We start from the raw sequence: 22,760 nt of genomic DNA, 5'->3' as shown, positions 1-22,760 counted from the left end.
GCAAAAACGCTTACGAACAAAATCAGACAAAATCAGTGTCAATTTGAAGTTGCTCACACTTCTAAAACATAAATCGTGATCCACCTCATGTTTCAAATTCATCGTTTTTCAGCAATTGATAAATATTCTCGATAAGCCCAAATTCATCAGACTTTTCAACTGTCAAAGAGCATATAAATCAGCATGCCTAACAGCCCCAGCAGCGCCAAAGTCACCAAATCCTCAAAATCAAAGATAGAAACCTAGACAAATGTCAATCTGAAGTAAGCAAAAAACAGCGATTTTTACCCTTAAAGCATCCAATTCCATCTATATGTAAGCTGCTGACTTGCAGTTTTTCCCAAAAGCAATTTTTCCATACTCACTCCCACCCTCACATTGAACCCAGCCTCATCCTGGTCACAGGTCATACTACCTGGCAGTGCCGCCTCCAGCGCACAGTACAAAGTAAGCCTCAGCGCCTCAGGGCACCAGCAGCAATGGCTGGCCAATAGCCGTGGCAATGGCTGGGGCAGGGGCATGGTCATGGGCAGGCTCCTGGTCATGGGCAGGCTACTGGAAATGACCGGTGGCAATGGCTGCATATATATAAGTAGAGGATCAGCTTTAATACTGAGGGCAAGAATGGGAAGCGCGGACAGCGCACCTGTAAATAGAAGGCTCTGACAGCAGGTCTGCAACAGAGTGCATCTGCCGGATACTGTTCTCAATACAGGTAGAGGCACCCTACGCCCATAACGGGCGTCTGAGGCTGCGATGTGAGCTGCTGCAGAGGAATGCGGCGTGAGCTGGTACGGGGAAGTGCGGCGTGAGTCTGGTGGAATGGACTGCAGTGATGTTATGCGCTGTGACGCGTTGCGATGTGGGGCGCCGTGCGGCGAAGAGCAGTAAGGGGATGTGAAGCGCCGAAAGGCGATGTAAGCGATGTGAGGTGGCGTGAGGAGGCGTGAGGTGACGTAAGGTGACGTGAGGTGACATGAGGTGACGTAAGGTGACGTGAGGTGACGTGAGGTGATGTGAGGTGATGTGAGGTGACGTAAGGCGGCGTGAGGGACGCCAGGCGGCGGCAGGGGCCGGGCGCATGGTTCGGTGCTGCCAGGGCAGCGGAGGGCAGGGATGAAAGTTGGGTTTTTGCCCGGTTCAGGGACAAAAAAAGCAGGTGCCTGAGCACCTGCTGATTGGACCTGCTTGTGATGTGCAGTGAGGCTTATGGCTGGACTACGCCGCCTTCACTGACATGCTTGCATGCAATAAGGTGATTGCCACGCTCGACCAGGATCTGCGGATCTTCTTTGAAACGGCAGTTCTCGACAAAGCAGCGGCTGTTGAAGCGGCAGCCCTTTGGCGGATCGATTGGGCTTGGCAGATCGCCCTTGAGCAGAATGCGCTCCTTGCGATTGGTCGGATCAATTACCGGAATGGCTGAAATCAGGGACTTGGTGTAAGGGTGCATAGGGTTGTCGTAGATAGCTTCCTTTGGAGCAACCTCTACCATGGAACCAAGGTACATAACACCGATACGGTCACTGATGTGCTTTACGGCAGCAAGGCCGTGAGCGATAAACAGATAGGTAAGACCAAACTCACTCTTGAGGTCATCAAGCAGATTGAGGATCTGGGCCTGAATGGATACGTCCAGGGCTGATACAGCTTCGTCGCAGACAATCAGACGTGGAGATACGGCAAGAGCACGGGCAATACCGATACGCTGTCTCTGACCGCCTGAGAACTCGTGCGGATAACGGGACTTGTACTGTTTGGCAAGGCCTACGCACTCGAGCAGGTACTCAACACGCTTTGTGATGTCAGCACCGCTGTGAGTCTTATTGACAATCATTGGCTCGGAGATGATCTCCTCAACATTCATACGAGGGTTGAGGGAGGAATATGGATCCTGGAAGATCATCTGGATGTCGCGGGCATACTTGCGGCGCTGATTGCGGGTCAGCTTGCCAAGGTCGACTCCGTTGTAGAGGATTTCACCCTGAGTAGGCTTATACAGGCCGGCAATCATCTTGCCCAGGGTGGTCTTGCCACAGCCTGACTCACCTACGAGACCAAAGCACTCGCCCTTGTGGATGTCGAGGGTGAGATTGTCTACAGCCTTGAGGTAGCTGGTCTTGCTGTTAAGAAAGCCGCTCTTGATTTCAAAGTGCTTGCACAGACCCTTGATGGATAAGAGCACCTCTTTGTTATCGCTGCTGCCTGGGGCAGCTGCTGCATTATCAGGCTGAGCTGGAGCCTGAGCATTTTCTGCAGCGACGGATTTATCTTGAATATCAGTCATGATGGTCTCTTGTTCTGTCAGGCCTGAGAGGCGGTTGAGTAGTTGATGCAGCGTACCTTGCGATCACCCATGGTAACGAGATCAGGCAGACGGGCGCGGCATTCCTCACGGGCGTGCTCGCAGCGGTCAGCAAAGGCGCATCCGGCTGGAACTTCCTCTGGAGGTGGAACCATGCCTGGAATCATGAACAGGCGCTCGTTCTGACCGTCAAGGCGTGGAATGGACTTGAGCAGGCCATTGCTGTAAGGGTGCTTAGGATCGGTAAGAATATCGGTTGTGGTGCCCTGTTCAACAATACGGCCGCAGTACATGACAGCAACGCGGTCAGCAGCCTCGGCTACCACACCAAGGTCGTGGGTAATGAGCAACACGGAAATATTGAACTGCTCACGCATGCGGTAAATCAGGTCCAGAATCTGAGCCTGAATGGTTACGTCCAGAGCTGTGGTTGGCTCATCGGCAATGAGCAGCTTTGGCTGACAGGCCATGGCCATGGCAATCATGATGCGCTGACGCATACCGCCTGACATCTGGTGAGGATAGTCCTTGATGCGCCTTGCAGGGTTAGGGATACCCACTGTGTCCATGATGTGCAGCAGCTTCTCATGGGCTTCCTTGCGGGAGAGCCTGGTGTGCAGACGAATGTTCTCAAGAATCTGATCACCTACGGTGAAGATAGGATTGAGAGAGGTCATAGGCTCCTGGAAGATCATGGAGATGCGGTTACCACGGATCTGCTGCATTTTGCGCTCGCTCAGATCCAGCAGATTGACGCCGTCAAACATGATCTTTGAGCCTTCAACTACACGGCCGTTGGAGTTGAGCAGACCCATGATGGACAGGGAGGTTACGGACTTGCCTGAACCGGACTCACCTACCAGGGCCAGAATCTCACCCTTGCCAATGCTGAAGCTGACATCGCGAATAGCGCGAACCTTGCCACGACGGGTGGTGAACTCAGTTGTCAGGTTTTCTACTTCCAATAACATCTTTATTCTCCTCCTAGCGGCGTCTTGAACGTGGGTCCAGGGCATCACGCAGACCGTCGCCAAAGAGGTTGAAGGCAAGCACGGTAATGGTGATGGCAAGGCCTGGGAAGATCAGGGTATGCGGTGCAGAGAAAATGAAGCTGCGGGAACGGGCCAGCATGTCACCCCACTCGGCATATGGAGGCTGAACGCCCAGACCGAGGAAGCCCAGAGCTGCAGTATCGAGCACGGCTACGGAAATACCCAGAGTGGCACGTACCACAATAGGGGAAGTGATGTTTGGCAGGATGTGACGCAGGATGATGCGCATGTTGGAATCACCGGTCACAATGGCAGCCTGAATATAGTCATTGGCCTTTACTGACATCACGCAGGAGCGGGCGATACGGGCATACTCAGGAATGGATACCAGACCGATAGCCAGAACAGCCTTGTCAAGACCACGACCCATGGCTGCCATGAAGGCAATGGCCAGCAGGATGGATGGCACGGACAGAATAACGTCCATCAGTCGCATCAGGTAGTTATCAAGACGGCCACCGTAGAAACCGCCCATGGCACCTAAGATTGTACCTACTACCAGGGAAATGGACACTGCGGCCAGACCGACGCTTAAGGAGATCTTGGTGCCGTCAAGCACACGGGAGAAGATGTCGCGGCCCAGCTGATCAGTACCAAACCAGTGCTCGGCACATGGAGCGATAAAGGCCTTGTCCATGTCAGCAAGGTTAGGATCGTAAGGCAGGATATTGATGCCCATGGCCTGGGTAATGGTCAGAGTTACGGCAATGGCAACCAGCAGGGCAATGATAATCATGCCCAGCAGCGCGGCCTTGTTGGAGGCCAGCGAGGCCCACATATCGCCAAGGTGTGAAGAACGTGGTTTCTTTAAAACTGCATCAGTCATTATGCCTGGCCCTCTGCACCGTACTTAACACGTGGATCGAGTGCTGCGTAAAGCAGATCAACAATCAGGTTCATGAAAACGAAAATAAAGGCCACGATTAATACAACAGCCTGAATAACAGGGAAGTCAGAACGCATGATGCTCTCTACAGAGTAGGCACCAATGCCTGGCCAGGAGAATACGGTCTCGGTCAGCACGGCACCGGAGAGCAGGCTGCCAAACTGCAGACCGATAACGGTAATGATAGGCAGCAGGGCATTGCGGAAAGCGTGACGGCCGATGACGCTGACCGGGCTTAAGCCCTTGGCGCGGGCGGTGCGGATGTAGTCCTGGTGGAGCACATCGAGCATGCTGGAGCGGGTCATACGGGTGATGATGGCCATGGAATAGCATGCCAGGGTGATGGCAGGCAGAGCAGCGTGCTGCAGAGCGTTAAAGAAGGCTTCCCAGTCACCAATGATGAAGGTGTCGTACAGGTAGAAGCCGGTGCCGTCATATGGTCTTAACAGGGTGTCGATACGACCGCCTGATGGTACCCAGTGCAGAATTCCTGAAAACAGAATGATAAGCAGCATACCAAGCCAGAAAACAGGCATGGATACGCCCACCAGAGCTGTGGTCATGGTGAAGTTATCGATAAAGGAGTTCTTCTTTACAGCTGAGATTACACCGAAAATCACGCCTACTATGGAGGCAATGATGATGGCCAGAACGGCCAGTTCAATGGTGGCAGGCAGACGGGCCATAATCTCAGTGGTTACCGGGGTATTGGTAAAGAAGGAAGTACCAAAGTCGCCATGGAACATGGCAACCATGTAATTCCAGTACTGAGTCAGAACAGGCTCATTAAAGCCCATGCTTTCACGCCAGGCATTGATAGCCTCAGTAGTGGCGTGCTGGCCAAGAACGATGAGAGCCGGATCCGGAGAGAACACTCTCATAATCAGGAAGACTAGGATAGAGACGCAGAATAATACTGGAATCAGCATTAACAAGCGCTTTAAGAGATATAACAGCACAAGCTTGTCCTCATATGCACATGAACAGTCAATGTCATACCTGCCGGTCCAGGGCAGGCAAGCCCGACTTCAGCCAGCAAAACAAAAACGCCGGCCCGGCTCCACCGGCAAGCAGCCAGAGCCGCTGCCTGGAGAAAGCCAGAGGTCCAGTCCCTGAGCAAAGCAGTTGCGCACTGCAGCCAGCCACCAGACAAAAAAGTAAGGGGCCAACAGCTGCCTTGCCGTGCTATGCCTTGCAAGCCAGCGCTTTGCAAGCCTGCGCATTGCAGCGCCATGCAAGCTAACGCCATGGAGCGCCATGCAAGCTAACGCCATGGAGCGCAACGCAATGCTGCGCCATGCCATTATGGGCAGACCATATCGGGGAACACATTGAGCCATGTGTAGAGCTGTGGAAAATGATAATCAAGAAAAATACAGAGCTGTGCAGGTGCTTCAGTATCACAGAGCACTGATAGCGGCCGTGGCCGTCATATCAAGCATAGGACATGGAGGAGGGGTAGGAAGTATCAGGCCCGGACCTGAGCTCATTGCTCTTACCGGGCAGGCTGCAGCACACCTTACAGCAAGGCCGTTACCGGCTGGTGCACAGGTGCGGGCACGCCTCAGGCAAAAGACCTTTTAAGAGGCCTTCTGGCATGTGAACAGATCCTTATCAGGCTGACGGGACATGATGTCCACTGTCTGCAGGCCTTATCCTCAACCGCCCCGCACGGGGCAGCTGCAATGCCGTGACATTGCATGTGAGGCTTATCCTGCAAAAGGCAACTTCAGGGGAGCCTTTTACAGTTACAGGGCGCAGCATTTTCTCTTATGGCCTGCTCCTGCCTGAGTGCAGGGTGCAAAGCCTGGATACATCTTTATGTCTGAAAGGAAAATCTGCGGCCGGTACGGGGAGAATCAGGTGGTTGTGGCACCTGATATATCCTGAAAACTTACAGCTATAACACTCTGGCTATAGACTGATGCCTGACCCAACTGACTGACGCACTCTTCGTACGGGTATGGCAGCCAGACTCAAGACAGCTGTAACCTCAAACCCGTATTCCCACATTGTTCCAGACGCAGGCTGTACTCAGTAAGCCTCAGCAGTACTGAAGATACTGCAGCCCCTGGTGGCCTGCTTATGCTCGCGCAAAAAGCCGGAAATAAAAGCGAAGACTGACGCTGCCACACAGCTGATAAGTACAGGGAGCAGTAAGCAGGCAGTGCAGCGGGCACGAGCCCGGAGCCGGGCTGTAATAATCCACCATCATCTTTCCTGCTGCCAACCTGTTATCCCCACAGCCTATGGCCTGGGGAATAACAATCAGATGCAGAATCGGGTGTCTGCCCCTCATGGCAGAAAAGAACACCCGGCGTCAGGCATATGCAGACAGCATGGGGAGGCCCCACCTGGACGGTCCACATAAATGCGTCATTTTGTATCTTTCTTATGCAACGAAAAAAGCTGTTCGCACTTTTTTTAAAATAAAAGCGCGATTGATATCACGAACAGCTCATTTTTCTCTTGATAGCAAAAACAAATCATTATAGCAAAAACGGTTATGATTGCTGACAACGTTTGTCATATGGCCAAACCACCCGTCCAGCAATAAAATATCCCTCAGCCGTCGCATTCCTGTCGCATTTATTTGAGGAACACCAAATCCCCGCCCTCGCAATTGCGTGCGCGCTCCAGCAGCTCATTCCATCGGCAAAGGCCACAGTAACAGGCCCCGACGCCTCTCTCCCCACAATGAGCCAGCCACTCAGGGTCTGCACTTTGCTGGTGCAAAAAAAATCCCGCCATCAACACTGCAAACGTATTCACCCCAAACCTGCAAAATCATGCGTATTTTAAATCGGCGGCACTCCCCCGTTCCTCAGCCAGCCAAAACAGCCTTTACTCAAAGCTCATCTATCTTTAACAGGGCAAAAATCAGTACCTCCTCACCCGGACGCCGTGCAGGGCATCGGGGCGGGCGCTGTCCGCCCGGGCCAGAGCTCCAGACCTGCCGAACAGCCACCCACAGCCAGGTACCCAAAGACCAGGAAGTCACTCCATGGCAATGTTTGGGGAATGTGAAAAATAAGGGAAATATTTTGCCAAAGTAATTGAGCTCATTTTTGAATAGTGTATAATCTTCGGGCCCCTCTAATCGAGTTATCTGGATTCCCACCCACATGATTCGATGCAGGTATGATATAAATGCCTGTTTTTTTGAGTTCAGCACAGTTTCGCTGAATGTTTTAAAGGATTCCATCCTTCAAAATATAAAGGGTTTTTTAATGAAAACTTTCGTAGCCAAGCCATCTACCATCAAGCGTGATTGGTTTGTAGTAGACGCAACCGACCTGACCTTAGGCCGCGTTGCCACTGAAATTGCAACCCGTCTCCGTGGTAAGCACAAGCCAGAGTACACCCCATTCATGGACACCGGTGACTACATCATCGTCATCAATGCTTCCAAGATCAAGGTTACCGGCAACAAGGCCCAGGACAAGATTTACTATCACCACACTGGTTATCCAGGCGGCATCAAGGCTGAGTCCTTTGAGAAGTTAATCGCCCGTAAGCCAGAGCAGGTTTTAGAGACTGCTGTTCGCGGCATGCTGCCAAAGGGTCCTCTGGGTCGCGCTATGTTCCGCAAGCTCAAGGTATATGCTGGTGAGACTCACAATCATGGTGCTCAACAGCCTCAGGAACTTAAGTTATAAGGAGCAATAGCAAATGGCTGCAATTCAGTACTACGGCACCGGTCGCCGTAAGAACTCCACTGCCCGCGTATTCATCAAGCAGGGCGATGGCAAGATGACTATCAATGGTCGCACCCTCGAGCAGTACTTCGGTCGTCCAACCGCCCGCATGGTTGTTGCTCAGCCTTTAGAGCTCCTCGACCTCAATGGCAAGTTTGATATCTACGTAACCGTATCCGGTGGTGGTATCTCCGGCCAGGCAGGCGCTATCCGTCACGGTTTAACCCGTGCTTTAATGCAGTACGACGAGAGCTTCCGTCCAGCTTTACGTAAGGCAGGCTACGTCACCCGTGACGCCCGTTCTGTTGAGCGTAAGAAGGTTGGCTTACACAAGGCCCGTAAGCGTCCACAGTACTCAAAGCGTTAATCAGAGTACAGATATCCTGCCCAAGGGCAGGGTATTGGGGGATATGGCAGGTCCATATCCCTCCTTACGCAAAAAACCCCGCTTTGTTCCCACGAAGCGGGGTTTTTTATTCTCCAGCCCCAAAAAATCTGAATCCCGCCTAAAATCCCTTCCAAGATCGCCGATCCCCTCCAACAGCAGTGCAGCAGGGCTCTCTCAACCGCCTCTACCATCTGGCTAATCTGAAATCATTGCTCTGAGCTCGTCACCGGTACGATAGCATCTGCTACCTTATCCGGAGGCCAGCCCCAATGAAGCAGTAAATGACATCATAGGAACGCGCTGCTATGCGCCAGCTCTCTAATCTCAATTGCGCATGGCTGCCCCGGTGCGTCACGCGCACCGATCTCGGATATATTTCCCTCAATATGCTGAAATGCGATATAGATCAGATCCGTCAATATTAGTGGCACCTGCGTTGCATGGAATGATTTAAATGCTGCAGTATGTCAAATTATGCTTTGACGTAACTGCACCTGTGCTTATGAGAGAAGAAATACAGACAGAGAGGAAGAGAATATGGCACTTTACGTTAATACGAACGTCAGTTCCATCAATGCTCAGAGGAAGCTGAGTAATGCCACTTTAAACCTGAATGTCTCCTACCAGAGACTGTCCTCAGGTCTGCGTATTAACTCTGCCAAAGACGATGCAGCAGGCCTGCAGATCGCCGACCGACTGACCTCTCAGATCAATGGCCTCAATCAGGGTAACCGTAACACCAACGACGGTATCGCCCTTGCCCAGACTATCGAAGGCGCCCTGGATGAAACCACCAACATGCTCCAGCGCATCCGCGTGCTTGCTGTACAGGCAGCCAACGGCACAAACTCCGAGGCTGACCGTAAAGCTCTTCAGGAAGAAGTAACACAGCTCTCGGCTGAAATCACCCGTATTGCTGAGCAGACCACATTCGCTGGCCAGCTGGTTTTAAACGGCCCTAAAGACAAGAACAAAAATCCTAACAGCTTAATCCCAAGTGTAGCTAATAATAAAGGCGGTGCGCTTGTCTTCCAGGTAGGTGCCAACGCAGGAAACACCCTTAATCTGCAATGGACTTCTGCATTCACCATGCTCGGCTTAGCCTCTCAGGCTAAATTTGCAACACCTAATGCAAATGCAACTGAAGGCATTATTAAATCTGTTGCTGGTAATGTCACAACAATACGATGGACTGTATCAACAGCAGCATTTGCTACCAATACCCTTGCCAACATCGACAAGGCTATTCAGGCAGTTGATTCCAAGCGTGCTGCGCTTGGTGCTCTCCAAAATCGTATGGAAAGTACTATCCGTAACCAGGCTAATATCTCTGAAAATCAGTCCGATGCCCGCAGTCGCATAAGAGACACAGACTTCGCCTCTGAGACTGCAGCTCTGACTCAGAACAACATCATCCAGCAGGCCTCCCAGTCCGTGCTGGCCCAGGCTAACCAGCGTCCTACCATTGCGCTGAGCTTACTGGGAAGATAGCCGTAAAAATATCTTCTCTCTTTATCTTAAAGCGGGCCTCAGTGCCCGCTTTTTGGCTTCTACGGGGCTATATGAGTACAGTTATATATTGAAATAGCGATATATATCAGGTTTATCAGAATATATGGCCTGTCCGTTGCAAGAGGGTACTTGAATAGTGCGGTGTGTCAATCTTATGTATGAGGCATACACTCAGCGCAGCAAATAAAGAGAGAAAATTGAGATAGAAAGGACGAGATTATGGCTCTTTACGTTAATACGAACGTCAGCTCCATCAATGCTCAGAGGAAGCTGAGTAATGCGACTTTAAACCTGAATACCTCCTACCAGAGACTGTCCTCAGGTCTGCGTATTAACTCTGCCAAGGACGACGCAGCAGGCCTTCAAATCTCCGACCGACTGACCTCTCAGATCAATGGCCTCAATCAGGGTAACCGTAACACCAACGACGGTATCGCCCTGGCCCAGACCATTGAAGGCGCGCTGGACGAAACCACCAACATGTTGCAGCGTATTCGTGTGCTGGCAGTCCAGTCCGCTAACGGCACCAACTCCCAGGCCGACCGCAAGGCTCTGCAGGAAGAAGTAACCCAGCTCTCTGCCGAAATCACCCGTATTGCTCAGCAGACCACCTTTGCTGGTCAGCTGGTACTTAATGGCCCTAGGGACAAGACAAATAATCCAAACAGCCTTATCCCAAGTGTTGCTAATAACAAGGGCGGTGAGCTGGCTTTCCAGGTAGGCGCCAATGCCGGAAATACTCTCAATCTTATCTGGAGAGACGCTTTTACCCTTAGTGGTATTGCTGATATGGCAAACATTAAGGCAGCCAATATTGATGGCACAGGTAAAAAGGGAATTGTCAAATCAGGCGCTAATGTAATTCGATTTGGTGTATGTACTGCAGAGGTTGCTACTAACACACTTGCTAATATTGATGCGCTGATCCAGGCTGTTGATTCCAAGCGTGCTGGACTTGGTGCTCTCCAAAATCGTATGGAAAGCACTATTCGTAATCAGGCAAATATCTCTGAAAATCAGTCCGATGCCCGCAGCCGCATAAGAGACACAGACTTCGCCTCTGAAACTGCAGCTCTGACTCAGAACAACATCATTCAGCAGGCTTCCCAGTCTGTGCTGGCCCAGGCTAACCAGCGTCCTACCATTGCGCTGAGCCTGCTGGGCAGATAACCATTTAGATATATCTTTTCTTATTATCCAAAAGCGGGCCTTGTGCCCGCTTTTTTGTTGCGCAAGCCTGGTTTACACAAGGCTTTAAGAGCTGCAATTGCCAGATGGCACACTGAATTGCAACAAATGCGCTGCTGACGGGGGCTTTATGATATCAATGGCACCGGCGTTGCATGGGGTTATTTCAATAACGCAGTATGTCAAACCAGTGTTGTGGCATAGCTGCCCTATGGAAAAGAGAGAAAGAATCCAGAGAGTAAGGAGGAGATTATGGCCCTTTACGTTAACACGAACGTCAGCTCCATCAATGCCCAAAGAAAGCTTAGTAATGCGACTTTAAACCTGAATACCTCCTACCAGAGACTGTCCTCAGGTCTGCGTATTAACTCTGCTAAGGACGACGCAGCAGGCCTGCAAATCTCCGACCGACTGACCTCTCAGATTAACGGCCTCAATCAGGGTAACCGTAACACTAACGACGGTATCGCCCTGGCCCAGACCATTGAAGGTGCTCTGGATGAGACCACCAATATGCTGCAGCGTATCCGCGTGCTGGCAGTCCAGTCCGCCAACGGCACCAACTCTGCGGCAGACCGTAAGGCTCTGCAGGAAGAGGTAACCCAGCTCTCTGCTGAAATCACCCGTATTGCTCAGCAGACCACCTTTGCTGGCCAGCTGGTGTTAAATGGCCCTAAGAACAACACTAATAATAAAAACAGCCTTATTCCAAGTGTCGCTAACAACAAGGGTGGTGAGCTGGTTTTCCAGGTAGGCGCCAATGCTGGAAATACTCTTAACCTCGTATGGAAAGATGCCTTTACCCTTAGTGGCATTGCCGATATGGCCAGCATTAAGGCTGCTGATATTGATGGCACAGGTAAAAAGGGAATTGTCAAATCAGGCGCTAATGTAATTCGATTTGGCGTATGTACAGCAGAGGTTGCTACTAACACCCTTGCTAATATTGATGCGCTGATCCAGGCTGTTGATTCCAAGCGTGCCGGACTTGGTGCTCTCCAAAATCGTATGGAAAGCACTATCCGTAACCAGGCTAATATCTCTGAAAATCAGTCCGATGCCCGCAGCCGCATAAGAGACACAGACTTCGCCTCTGAGACCGCAGCTCTGACTCAGAACAACATCATTCAGCAGGCTTCCCAGTCTGTGCTGGCCCAGGCTAACCAGCGTCCTACCATTGCGCTGAGCCTGCTGGGCAGATAACCAGTTAGATATATCTTTTCTTATTATCCAAAAGCGGGCCTTGTGCCCGCTTTTTAGCTCATGAGAATAAGGATTTAGTGGCGGTCAAATGGACTGCCCCTTTAAGCACAAAGCCCGCAGCTGTATTTCTACAGTGCGGGCTTTGCTGTCTGTGGGTCCTGCAGGGCGGGCGCGCCCTGCAGGACCTGGCCGGGCCGACTGGCCCTGGCAAGGGCCATGGCCTGGGCCTGGCTGTGGCCTGTCAGGTTTACTGTACCGGGCGGCTGGTGCTCAGCTGGACCCACATTGGGGCCATTTCAATCATGTTCTTGTCACCAAGCTGCAGGTCGCCGCTGATGCCGTGGAGGACGTCATTCTTGTCGCGGGAGAGTTTGTTGAGGTTAAAGGACAGATTGATGGAGTCGTAGGCGGCAGCAAAGATACGCTGTACCTGGCTGTCTGCCTCCGGCAGGGTAGCCATCAGGTCACTCTTGAGGGCGCTGTCGGTAAGCAGCCAAGGCATGTCACCAAGCCAGGCACCGGCAAGAGCTACCTCACTGGCGCTGTGGTTCAGGCCCATGTAGCTGCGGTCAGTCAGATACAGAGGGGTATTGTCTGGCAGTGATGGACGTACCTTGATAACTTCGCTGGCTGTAGCATTGATGTAGATAGAGTCAGCATTGTTGAGCGGGCAGGTAGTCAGTGCTGCCCTGACATTGTTAATGTCCTGGAAGCGGCAGGCTACGGCTGCGCTGGAGCTGGCCTTCTGCCATACCTCGTTGAAGCCGCCAATGGCGCGCTGGCCACGGGTGGTTTCAGGGGCAATGACTACAGGGCGGGTGTGGCCGTCGTGATAAATCTTGGAGGCGGCCAGGGCACCCTCATAATCAGGGCCAAGGTTAAAGAAGTAGAACTGGGCACGCTCGGAGGCTGGCTGGTTGAATACCACTGTAGGCAGCTTGATATTGCTTTCAATCAGGGCATCTACCTCAGGCTTGAGGATAGGTCCGATGATGAAGTTGGTGCCGTTCTGACCAAGGGCTGAGGCAATCTCGGCAATGGTCATGCGGTTGGTATCGTAGAAGGTAACCTTGAGCTTGCTGTTACGATCCTGCAGGGCGGCGACAATACCAAGACGGGCAGGCTCACCTACGCTTGCTGCAAAGCGGCCGGTAAGTGGCAGCAGTACAGCCAGACGGTCACCTTCCTTTAAGGAAACAACGGTTTCCTCGTCGGTCTCAACAGCCTCAACACTGCGGCCTTCGGCAATCTTCTTTACGGCAAAGGCCAGAGGATGATCGTCGTAGTTGCCAAGCCAGGTCCTGGCCAGCTGCTGCTTGAGACGGGTGCTCTTGGAGGAGTCGAGCAGGGCGTAGTCGATAAAGCCCTTGATGTTCTGATCAGTGTTCTTGTTGAGCTGAACAGTCAGTTCTGAGGCTGGCAGCTGCTGGAGATTGCTGACAATCTGCATGGCAACAGTCTTGCGGGCATCAGGGGTAACGAGACTGAGCAGGGCGTTCTTGTGCTCTACAGCCTTGAGCATGTGGGTTACACGGCGGCTTTCGTTGTAGAGGTTGAGCTCAACATTGGAAATGAGCTGATAGTAGAAAGAGGCAACAGGCTTGGACAGGGCTGTGGCGTTAATCTTGTTGAGGGCAAAGAGGGCATCGGTGTTCTTGGCCTGATGCATGTAGAGCAGGCCCTCGATAATGGTGGACTCATCACGCTGCATTGGGGTGATAGCCTCAGCCTGCATGTTGGCAATCAGACCGGCAGCAGTCTGGTAGTCGCGGGCAACAATGGCGCTGCGGGCCAGCAAGATCATGGCTGGGAAACGGGAGTCCTTGTCAGCCTCGGCCAGCATCTTCTGATACTCTGCCTGAGACATGGTCAGCTGACTGAAAGCCATGGCAGTAGTAATAGCCTGGCTGCCTGAATCGCTGGTAACCGAACAGGCGGAAATAGTCAGGGATAAAGCCAGAGCAAGGGCACTGACCTTGAGTTTGCGGGTAAGAGAATGACGTGACACGTTGCTGGTCCTACTTTCCTGCTAATGCGAAAACTGTAAATCTGCAGAGCGGCTGTGAGTCCGCATTGTCCTCCTCAGCAAAGGATGCGTCCTGGCAGATATAAGCATGCAAAAGACACAGCGCACCGGGAGGGGCGGAAAATCAGGCAGTTGTCCGGCTCATGAGGGACGGGCCAAGGGCGAAACACAGCAGTGTTCCGGCCTGCAAATAAAAGGGCGGCATCCGGCTTGAAAAAGAGCAAAAAGCCCGTAAACAGGCACCGCAGGCCCGAAAAATATGATAGCACAAAGCGCCTTTATACCATACGTTGCCCCAAAGAGACCACAGGGTCTAATGGGCAGGCATAATCAGGCCGTCGTGTGCTGCACGGACCTGGTGGGCCAGAATACTTTAGCTGGTTCCGGTCCCGTGCATATGGCCGTTCACTGGCATTGCTCTTTGCTGTCAGCACCTGTCATGTACCTGGTCATATCCTGCATGGCAGTCCTGCAGTCAGGTATGATTGCCAGGTATTATCACTTTGTGCAGGGCCGTAAGTATGGGGGCCGTCAGTGTCTGCGGGCAGCTGCAAGCAAAGGTGCTAAAATAGGCGGGCCTGACAGGACGTGCGCCAGCGCAGTCTGCGGCACAGGTGGCAGATAACCATGAGCCTGCAGGTGCGGGCGCCGGTGACTGTATCTGTCTGTTTTTTGAGGCTTGAGAGGTCTTAGGCATGATTGAAAGTGCTCTTTACATTGTTCCTACCCCTATAGGAAATCTTGAGGATATCACCCTGCGTGCCATTGAGGTGTTAAAGAGCGCTACGCTGATAGCTGCCGAGGACACCAGGCATTCTCGTATCCTGCTCGACCGCCTTGGTATTGGCCAGGTACGTCTTATCAGCTGTAATGATCACAATGAGGATGAAAGAGCCGAAATTATCGCCTCAGAGGTGGAAAAGGGCGGAACTGTAGCTCTGATTTCCGATGCCGGCACTCCCATGATTTCCGACCCGGGCTACAAGCTGGTATCAGCTCTGTCCGATCGTGGAGTAAAGGTTGTGCCGCTGCCAGGACCATGCGCCGCCATCACTGCCCTGTGTGCCTCAGCCCTGCCTACCGACCGTTTCCTCTTTATGGGCTTCCTGCCGGTAAAGGAAAAGGAGCTTGGTGACCGCCTCGAGCAGATCAGGCTGTGTGACACCACAGTAGTGTTCTACGAAAGTCCACGTCGCATCATGAACACCCTCACCCGTCTTGCTCATATGGAACCGGGCCGCAGACTGGCTCTGTGCCGTGAAATGACTAAGACCTTTGAGACCATTTACCGCAGCACCGCTCAGGAGCTCGTTGAGTACCTCACAGAGCACAGCGATGAAGTGCGCGGTGAGTTCGTGCTGATAGTAGGTCCTCATGAAAGCTCTGAGGCCGATGAGGAGCTGTCAGATAAGGCCAAAGATGCACTGCGCCGCATGATTCCAGCCATGAAGGTCAAAGAGGCCTGCCAGCTGGTAGCCGAGCTTACAGGTGAGAGCAAGAACCGCCTGTACGACTTTGCTCTGACCTTGAAAGAGCAGCGCTAAGCACTGTCAGCCTTTCAGCCGCTCTGCCTGGTTACTGTGCGGGCGCTGCCAGCCTGAGCTGCAGCTGCTGGCGGCACTGCCCTGGCTGGTGCCACCGGCCTCTGACACTGGCCGTTGGGGCATACTGGCCGAGCGCTCAGCCCGAGGGCACAGCCGCTGCCTGTGGCCCTGGCTGATGACGGCATTTGGGTGCCCGGGAGGCGGGCATATGGGAACAGCAAAGAAGATTTAAAGGTGCTGCCGCAAGCTGGCGGCAGATGACAGGACTGTCAGTCCTTGCCTGGGATAGGGTAATGCTTGATCTTGAACTGATTGACAATCGTTTTCTGGCTGTGAAATGGAAGCACCATCCGGCTGATGCCTTCGTGTATCGCGGCCTGACCTTTCAGGTGGTGACCAATGCCAATATTGTCAGATCCAGGGTTACCATCAATTCATCAGGCATTATGCAGCTGCGCATCAATCCCGATACCATGTGGGGCATAATACGCTACACAGTGGATAGCTGCTATGACTGGTGCATAGAGAATCACAAAAAGATTATTTCGGCATTTGATACCGTCACCTGGCGTGCGCAGAAAAGACGTACTATGCGTACCAATGACGTAGTCTTTATCTGGGGCATGCCTTATCTGCTGGAGCTGCGCAAAAGCGAGGTCGAAAGCGAGATCAGAATTATCCGTCCCCGCCAGGTAATTGCCGGCCTGGTGCCAAAAGGACGCTCACGCTTTGGCAGCAAGGTATCTGCCCTCATTCGCAATGGCTATATCAGCAAAGAATGCCTCAATGGCATGCCTGTGCTCAACCAGGGCCGCATTATCATGCCCCGTCACTGCCTGTGGGATGACATTTCCTGCTTTGACCGCAAGGAGCCATTGCCTCCAGGTCAGCTGCGCTCATCGGTCAAAACCAATGGCCGTCCAGTGCGCCTGAGCAAAAGCGATTCAGATTTCCTCAAAACACCCATGAGTGGTGAGAACAGGGACAGCAGCACGGAGCGCTCCAAAGTCAATGAGTACCTGGAGCTGCCTGATCTGTGCCTGAGCGGCCCGGAGCTGGCCGTAGAGCAAAGACGTAATGCCCCGGGCCGTCCCGAGGACCTCAACAATTACTATCTTGAGCAGTTTGCTCTGCTGATGCAGCAGACTCATGAAAATCTGCTGCGCCGTGAGTACTTTGGCTCACGCATGCTCTCAGAGCCACGTCGTACTCTGATTGAGGGCATGATCAGTGAGTTTACTGACAGGATCTCAATAGCCACCATCAACAAGGACAATCTCTCGCGCACTATCTACCACGCCGAGAGCCGCGTCACTCCTCTGTACAGGCAGCTCCTTGAGGGCAGCATCGATAACAGAGGTCAGAGCTACAGCAGCGATCCTTTCATGAACTTTGACCTCAGTGAGGTGGCAGATCACGACAAGAAGTTCACTTTCAGCATCTACGACAATTTCATCTCCTCAGAGGGAGTGAATATGGAAAGTCCGGTAGCCAGAATGACAGTAGATGGTTCTCTTGAGCACCACCGTCTTCTCGAGCAGGCCTCCAATGACAGAGCTGAAGGTCGTACTTCTCCATATCTGGCTCTTATTCCTGAAAGACCGTCCTTTATCAGCATGAGCCGTGAGCAGCTGATGGCCGAGCTCAACTCTCAGCTTGAGTTCTACCGCAGCGGAGACTTTGCGGCAGCTGACGGCTCCTCACATCTCAATCTTACTGAGCAGGAACTTACTTTCTTTACCACTGACGGTCAGGAAATAGATCCAAGCCTTGCTCTGATGGGCTATCTGCCTGACATGCCGTTTACTGCCAACTGCATGTACGACATGAGTGACCGTATGGCTGTCAGCCACGCCACCCACAATTATCAGAGCACTCTGGCCGGCAATATCCTGGCCCGCAAGGTCAGCCGCAGCCCTGTTGAGTACTTTCATCGCACCCTGGTAAAGCCAGGCGTGCTGCGCATCAGCATCAAGGGTGAAATCACCCCTGATCGTGTCCAGTCCATGATCGAACAGTACATGGACCAGGAGGTATTCAAGGTGGGCGGACGCATCCTGGAGCAGCTTAAGCCTCAGTTTATTGCCACCTACATGGCAGCCTCAAGCTACTATGATCTGCTGCCTATAAACTGGATGAAAAAGCTCTATGTAAAGGCCATGTCAGCCCTTGGTCTGTGCACCAGCTCCGGCAGTCTCTCCGAGATTACCCTGAACCGCAAACTGTGCCATTACCCGGTCAACGTAATGATCTCAGTAGGCATCCATGAGCTGTGTCACCTTGCTGCCAGCAACCATGGCCCGGCTTTCAAGTACATGCTCAGTCTCTTCTGCCCGTCAGCTGACAACGTCAGTGATTCCCTCATCAGTATGGGTATTGTGGAGCTGTCGCGCAAAAAGCCATCAGCAGCCGCCAAAAAGAAAAAGGCCACAAAGTCAGGCTCCACCAAAGCAGCCTCAAAGCGCAAGGACGTCAAAGCTCCCAAATCCAGCTCCCGCAGCGCCACCAGGGGCACCGCCGCCACAAGAGGCAACGCTGCCGCTGGCAGAGGCACCGCCAGCAAAGACGCAAGCTAAAACCCTAACTGAAGCATAATGCGCCACCCGTGGCTGCACCAGTGCCCCAACACGGCCACAGCTGCAGCCCAATACCCCATGCGCCTGCCTGTCCAGGCATCACCGCCATTCAGGCCGTCGCCGCCTTTGAGCTGCACAGCAAGACGGCATATCCAGGCTGCATAGCCATGCCGATTGCCAGACGGCATAGCAAGGCCGGTCGCCAGGCTGCATCGCAATGCCAATCGCCAGACTGCATCGCATGGCCGATCGCCAGGATGCATCGCATGCCGATCGCCGGACTGCATCGCAAGGCTGCGACTGGCAGCGGTGCAGCTGCTTTACAAAGCGGTACTGACAGGTCGGTAAAAGCCCTTAAACAGGCGGTTTTGTGGCTGTGTTATGGCCGGTGGCTGTCGCACTTTCAATTAGCAAATCATCTGATATAATATGCCGCGAGTTGACCAGGCAATCGCTGCCGAAACGCGTGCGCTTTACGCATACGGTTTTGGGGGAGGAAAGTCCGGGCTCCATAGGACAAGGTGCCAGGTAACGCCTGGGGAGCGTGAGCTCACGACCAGTGCAACAGAGAGCAGACCGCCGATGGCCTCACAAGGGATCAGGTAAGGGTGAAAGGGTGCGGTAAGAGCGCACCGCGCTTCTAGTAATAGTAAGTGGCACGGTAAACTCCACCTGGAGCAAGATCAAATAGGCTCCCGCATAGTGTGGTCCGCACTTGGGGGCGGGTCGATTGCTTGAGCTTAAGCGCGAGCTTAAGCCTAGATGAATGATTGCCGCTTAGCAATAAGCACAGAACCCGGCTTACAGGTCAACTCACATACCCTCCATCAGCTTCCAGCTCCAGCCTTCCCGCTCAAGGCCTCCTGCCTGAGCATCCATCATCCCGCTTAAAGCTCCCCGGCCACTGAACTGCCTGTTCTTAGCTTTTTGTTACTTAGCTGCCTGTCACTGAGCTTTACAGCAATTGAGCATTGCCCTTTCTTTGCAAAGCCGTCCATCTCCCGTCAGCCTGTCTGACTTCCACAAAGTTCCCCCATCACATCCCTTTAAATCCCATCTGACCCACTCGACTTACGCTTGCTCCTTTCCAGCAAGTCTATAGCTTTTTTCAGGCCCGATTATCGGGACTGAGGTCCACTTTTTCTCCGTTTTCCTGTCACGGGGCGGCAGCAGAGGCCACTGAGGCAGCGGCAGCCAAAACGCATTATCTGCGCCTTTGCGCTATCCTGGCTTTTGCATCTCATGAGCTGGGGCCCAGGCCTCAGGCGGAAGCGTTGAGCTGTTCAAGCCAGCAGGCGGCTGTGTCCTGCAGTGGCCGCATTGCACATGCCCAGACACAAGAACAGGCCCCAGGCACAAGGACACGGACCATGCACTGGCCCTGGCTAAGGCCCTGGTTAAGGCCCTGTCCGGGGCACAGGCCATAGCCCGGTCGTCCTGACTGATCGTAATGGGCTGTCTGTGCTGCTCTGGCGATGAGCCAGCGGGCACTGATATGGTCCGGAGCCGCCCTGCAATGATACCAGGTGCGTGGCAATAACCCTCCCGGATACATGCTTGCTGATATTTATCAGATTTTATATTTGCCTGACCATAAGGATGTCCTGTTAATCTTGTGTTATAACTGCACAGAAACATACACTGTGTTAGTATCATCTCACATAGTTTGTCCTGGCCATGGATGCCCAAAAATGCGGCTACAATCCATGGCAGCTGCCAGATGTCAGCCAGCCATTAGTAAGGATTCAACTGCATGCTTCAGGCAGCATGGTAAGGACCTGCAGGGCACATGACTGCCCGGCTGCAGGACTTCATGTCTGCATGATCTCATGTCTGCATGGTCGGCATGTCTGTCAGATCGCACCGTCACCGGCCTCCTGGGTAATCTGTCAGTCTGCCAGCCTGGCAGAAATGACAAATGAGGCTTTTGGCCTGTGACAGCAAAACTGCAGAACCTGTCTGCAGATCTATTTGCAGCGACTGTCCGCAGAGCCACTGGCCAGTACCGGGGCAAATACAGCTGCTCGAGCAAATGCGACAGCTTAAGCCTGCCTGCCCGGACAGCTCCTTTCCTTCTGTCATTGTCATGGGATGGGGACTGGCACAGGACAGGTGGGTATCTGTTGCTGGAGGCCGTTATGACTGTGGTCATGAGGGGCTGACAGGTCAGTATGTCTGTGCGTCTGTCCTTTCCTTAAGTAAGGAAGCTGGAGACGCTGTTTTATTATCTTGAATTTCCTTTAGCCGGTTGCCGGCCGTAGCCTCGTTGCGTGGATGCAGGCGTGCATGAGCTGACTTAATGTCCGCTTGCTGCCATACAGAGCGCTGAGCGCAGGTCGCAGGGACAGGATCAGCCGGCATCAGGACCGTAATTAGCAACACCGGGCTACAAATGCGCCCAGGTGGCAGTACTCAGAGGTTTTTATGAACATCTCAGGCAATAAGCTTGCGCGTTTGGGGCTGACATTGGGAGGCCTGCTGGTATGCGGCTCCCTGTGTGCTCAGACTATGAAAGCAGGTGAGGAACTGATTGACGGTTCGGCCTCCGGTCCTGAGCTTACCCAGGCCAGTTCAGATGTATGGTCTGGCATCAATGGTGATAACTCTCCACGTGCCCGTGCCAGAGGCACAGATGAAGGCATAGACTGTTTTAACAATCCATGCTTTGGCGATCTCATCAAGATTTCCCATGCTGACAGCCTTTTTGACCGTTTTAACCAGGTTGAGGACAGGGTTTCCGTTTTCTTCAGCTCCAACAGAGTTATTGCTCAGCAGCTGCGCACCCAGATCAACAATATCTACAATCGCTATGGCATAGCCATGGGCATTGCCGTGCTCGACAGAAGCGGCCTTGCCCTGTTGCGCAACAATTACTTCTACCCTGTAGATGGCATGGTGGCCTTTTACGTGGCCTATGCCGCTGCAGACAAAATGCAGCGCGAGAACCTGCCTGGCGACTACCGCATTACGGTAAGGAACAGCCAGTTTGTTGACCGTGCTCATTCCCCTCTGTTTAAGGCCCTCAAGAAAAACAACTTCCTTGTAGACAAGCCCCTGAGTAACTCCTCTGAAGAAGATGTCGAATTAATCGACATCCACACCGGCGCCGGTGCCGGTGCCGACGAATGCACCGCTGTAGCCTTACAGGTCAGTGACGGCAACGGCGATGCTCCAGCCGCAGCCCAGGCCGCCGCTGCTCCAGCGGCTGCCCTGGATGGCGCAGCTCCAGCCTCCACCCAGGCTGCCGCTGACAGCAAGGGCAGGTTCATCAGGCACAATGATGACTGCAAGTGCCCGGACTGCACCATTGGCAATGAGCCGGCAAAGGCTGCAAGTGCTGCTGGTCCAGCCCAGGCTGCGCCTGCAGCAAAGGGCGCTCAGGGACCAGTGAGCACGCCGTCGCATAATGACATTGTTCACAGCACCATTACTGCAGCTATCAATACTCACAGCTCAGCCTACGACAGCATTCAGGCTCCTCAGTCCGTGGATATTCCGGTATCTGACCTTATCTACTATGCCCTCAATGAGGCTGACCACAATGCTGCAGCCATACTGCTCAGCAGCTTTGTCGGCGGTAAGGACGGCCTGATGGCCTTTGCCAGCAGTAAGGGCGTGCCTGAGCTGGTTATTCAGGATGACCTTGCCAGGGCCAATGGCCTTGCTCTTGATGGCAAGCTTGCTGCCCCGGCCTACAGTACCGCAAGACTGATGGCTTCCTTTATCAATGACCAGAAGCTCCAGAGTGAAATCAAGCAGCTCATCACTCAGTCCATGCGCTTTACTGTCGCCGGCCAGGATGGTTTTGCTACCGGCATTAAGCACGCTGTCAGTGCCCTGAGCGGCAATACTGAAGATGACTTTGCCTCACTGCGTATCTACGTGCTCAATACCCCAGGCCCAATGATGGAGCGTTTCAACCGCCGCTCCTTCAACACCCTTGCTTATGTGGAGTTCAAGGGCGAGCCTTATGTGTTCAGCATCAATCTGTACAATCTCAAGGGCTGCTATATCCACACCAGGGAAAAAGCCATCAATGTGACCCACGAAGTCGGCCAGACTGTCTTCAGCTACATGATGGCCTCAGCAAGGGGCAGCAAGGCCCCTGAGTTTGCCCCGCTGCGCGGCACCACAGGCAATCCAGGCCAGGACAGCTGCCCTGAGGTCTTCGCAAAGCTGCCAGCAGCTGCAGCGGCCAATGCCGCTGACAGCGACGCGGCTGCCGCAGCCGCTGCCACCAGCGACGCTGCTGCCGCAGCCGCCAGCGAAGGCAAGTAGCCGGTCCGGCTGCTGCCTGCAGTCGCCCATAACAAAAACGCCCGCCTCCTGAAGATCAGGGGACGGGCGTTTTGCTGTCCAGGGGCTCAATAGTGTGCTCTGGA

At 53.2% G+C, this 22,760-nt stretch carries 13 protein-coding genes and 1 other RNA gene; 9 read left to right on the top strand and 5 right to left on the bottom strand.

The window, feature by feature from the left end; all coding sequences use genetic code 11:
• Positions 1 to 1,207 precede the first annotated feature (1,207 nt).
• The 4 genes from MXE39_RS10855 to MXE39_RS10840 are packed head-to-tail and all read right to left on the bottom strand — an operon-like array spanning position 1,208 to position 5,202.
• The gene (locus MXE39_RS10855; RefSeq protein WP_246978676.1) at positions 1,208 to 2,287 is read right to left on the bottom strand and encodes an oligopeptide/dipeptide ABC transporter ATP-binding protein; all 1,080 of its coding nucleotides are present in this window, start codon (positions 2,285 to 2,287) and stop codon (positions 1,208 to 1,210) included.
• A gap of 17 nt (positions 2,288 to 2,304) precedes the next feature.
• Complete coding sequence (locus MXE39_RS10850; protein WP_246978675.1) at positions 2,305 to 3,276, bottom strand: ABC transporter ATP-binding protein; 972 nt, start codon at positions 3,274 to 3,276, stop codon at positions 2,305 to 2,307.
• Positions 3,277 to 3,289: 13 nt separating this feature from the next.
• A complete protein-coding gene (locus MXE39_RS10845; RefSeq protein ID WP_246978674.1) occupies positions 3,290 to 4,183 on the bottom strand; it encodes an ABC transporter permease in 894 nt (297 codons plus the stop codon).
• The gene (locus MXE39_RS10840; protein WP_246978673.1) at positions 4,183 to 5,202 is read right to left on the bottom strand and encodes an ABC transporter permease; all 1,020 of its coding nucleotides are present in this window, start codon (positions 5,200 to 5,202) and stop codon (positions 4,183 to 4,185) included. Before MXE39_RS10840 ends, MXE39_RS10845 begins: the two co-directional genes overlap by 1 nt.
• A 2,271-nt stretch (positions 5,203 to 7,473) precedes the next feature.
• Between MXE39_RS10840 and rplM the strand changes: the two genes are divergently transcribed.
• From rplM to MXE39_RS10815, 5 genes are all read left to right on the top strand, one after another.
• Complete coding sequence (gene rplM / locus MXE39_RS10835; protein WP_246978672.1) at positions 7,474 to 7,902, top strand: 50S ribosomal protein L13; 429 nt, start codon at positions 7,474 to 7,476, stop codon at positions 7,900 to 7,902.
• 13 nt (positions 7,903 to 7,915) lie between these two features.
• Complete coding sequence (gene rpsI / locus MXE39_RS10830) at positions 7,916 to 8,308, top strand: 30S ribosomal protein S9 (RefSeq protein ID WP_246978671.1); 393 nt, start codon at positions 7,916 to 7,918, stop codon at positions 8,306 to 8,308.
• 558 nt (positions 8,309 to 8,866) lie between these two features.
• Positions 8,867 to 9,820 (top strand): flagellin, encoded by a 954-nt coding sequence (locus MXE39_RS10825; RefSeq protein ID WP_246978670.1) that lies wholly within the window; start codon positions 8,867 to 8,869, stop codon positions 9,818 to 9,820.
• Positions 9,821 to 10,060: 240 nt separating this feature from the next.
• A complete protein-coding gene (locus tag MXE39_RS10820; protein ID WP_246978669.1) occupies positions 10,061 to 11,011 on the top strand; it encodes a flagellin in 951 nt (316 codons plus the stop codon).
• Positions 11,012 to 11,281: 270 nt separating this feature from the next.
• The gene (locus MXE39_RS10815; protein WP_246978668.1) at positions 11,282 to 12,232 is read left to right on the top strand and encodes a flagellin; all 951 of its coding nucleotides are present in this window, start codon (positions 11,282 to 11,284) and stop codon (positions 12,230 to 12,232) included.
• A gap of 247 nt (positions 12,233 to 12,479) precedes the next feature.
• Here MXE39_RS10815 and MXE39_RS10810 read toward each other — a convergent pair whose 3' ends face one another.
• Positions 12,480 to 14,240, bottom strand: a complete 1,761-nt coding sequence (locus MXE39_RS10810) for a penicillin-binding protein activator (RefSeq protein ID WP_246978667.1) — start codon at positions 14,238 to 14,240, stop codon at positions 12,480 to 12,482.
• A 713-nt stretch (positions 14,241 to 14,953) separates the two neighbouring features.
• Between MXE39_RS10810 and rsmI the strand changes: the two genes are divergently transcribed.
• From rsmI to MXE39_RS10790, 4 genes are all read left to right on the top strand, one after another.
• The gene (gene rsmI, locus MXE39_RS10805) at positions 14,954 to 15,802 is read left to right on the top strand and encodes a 16S rRNA (cytidine(1402)-2'-O)-methyltransferase (protein WP_246978666.1); all 849 of its coding nucleotides are present in this window, start codon (positions 14,954 to 14,956) and stop codon (positions 15,800 to 15,802) included.
• A gap of 293 nt (positions 15,803 to 16,095) precedes the next feature.
• On the top strand, positions 16,096 to 18,378 hold the full coding sequence (locus tag MXE39_RS10800) for a M48 family metallopeptidase (protein ID WP_246978665.1): 2,283 nt from the start codon (positions 16,096 to 16,098) through the stop codon (positions 18,376 to 18,378).
• 435 nt (positions 18,379 to 18,813) lie between these two features.
• An RNA gene (rnpB, locus tag MXE39_RS10795) (RNase P RNA component class A) lies at positions 18,814 to 19,198 on the top strand.
• A gap of 1,688 nt (positions 19,199 to 20,886) precedes the next feature.
• Positions 20,887 to 22,656, top strand: coding sequence for a serine hydrolase (locus MXE39_RS10790; protein WP_247074069.1), 1,770 nt, complete (start codon positions 20,887 to 20,889; stop codon positions 22,654 to 22,656).
• The last annotated feature ends 104 nt before the right edge of the window (positions 22,657 to 22,760 follow it).

The organism is Anaerobiospirillum sp. NML120511, assembly GCF_023050955.1.
Taxonomy (GTDB): Bacteria; Pseudomonadota; Gammaproteobacteria; order Enterobacterales; family Succinivibrionaceae; genus Anaerobiospirillum.
Note: the sequence above shows the minus strand (reverse complement) of the source record. Positions and strands in the feature narration are given on the sequence as shown.

What these genes read in the sequence shown, in the direction of transcription:
- MXE39_RS10845 (WP_246978674.1), bottom strand. Translation starts at nt 4,183, where the DNA reads ATGACTGATGCAGTTTTAAAGAAACCACGTTCTTCACACCTTGGCGAT.
- MXE39_RS10800 (WP_246978665.1), top strand. Translation starts at nt 16,096, where the DNA reads ATGCTTGATCTTGAACTGATTGACAATCGTTTTCTGGCTGTGAAATGG.
- rplM (WP_246978672.1), top strand. Translation starts at nt 7,474, where the DNA reads ATGAAAACTTTCGTAGCCAAGCCATCTACCATCAAGCGTGATTGGTTT.
- rpsI (WP_246978671.1), top strand. Translation starts at nt 7,916, where the DNA reads ATGGCTGCAATTCAGTACTACGGCACCGGTCGCCGTAAGAACTCCACT.
- MXE39_RS10850 (WP_246978675.1), bottom strand. Translation starts at nt 3,276, where the DNA reads ATGTTATTGGAAGTAGAAAACCTGACAACTGAGTTCACCACCCGTCGT.
- MXE39_RS10855 (WP_246978676.1), bottom strand. Translation starts at nt 2,287, where the DNA reads ATGACTGATATTCAAGATAAATCCGTCGCTGCAGAAAATGCTCAGGCT.
- MXE39_RS10820 (WP_246978669.1), top strand. Translation starts at nt 10,061, where the DNA reads ATGGCTCTTTACGTTAATACGAACGTCAGCTCCATCAATGCTCAGAGG.
- MXE39_RS10825 (WP_246978670.1), top strand. Translation starts at nt 8,867, where the DNA reads ATGGCACTTTACGTTAATACGAACGTCAGTTCCATCAATGCTCAGAGG.
- MXE39_RS10815 (WP_246978668.1), top strand. Translation starts at nt 11,282, where the DNA reads ATGGCCCTTTACGTTAACACGAACGTCAGCTCCATCAATGCCCAAAGA.
- MXE39_RS10790 (WP_247074069.1), top strand. Translation starts at nt 20,887, where the DNA reads ATGAAAGCAGGTGAGGAACTGATTGACGGTTCGGCCTCCGGTCCTGAG.
- rsmI (WP_246978666.1), top strand. Translation starts at nt 14,954, where the DNA reads ATGATTGAAAGTGCTCTTTACATTGTTCCTACCCCTATAGGAAATCTT.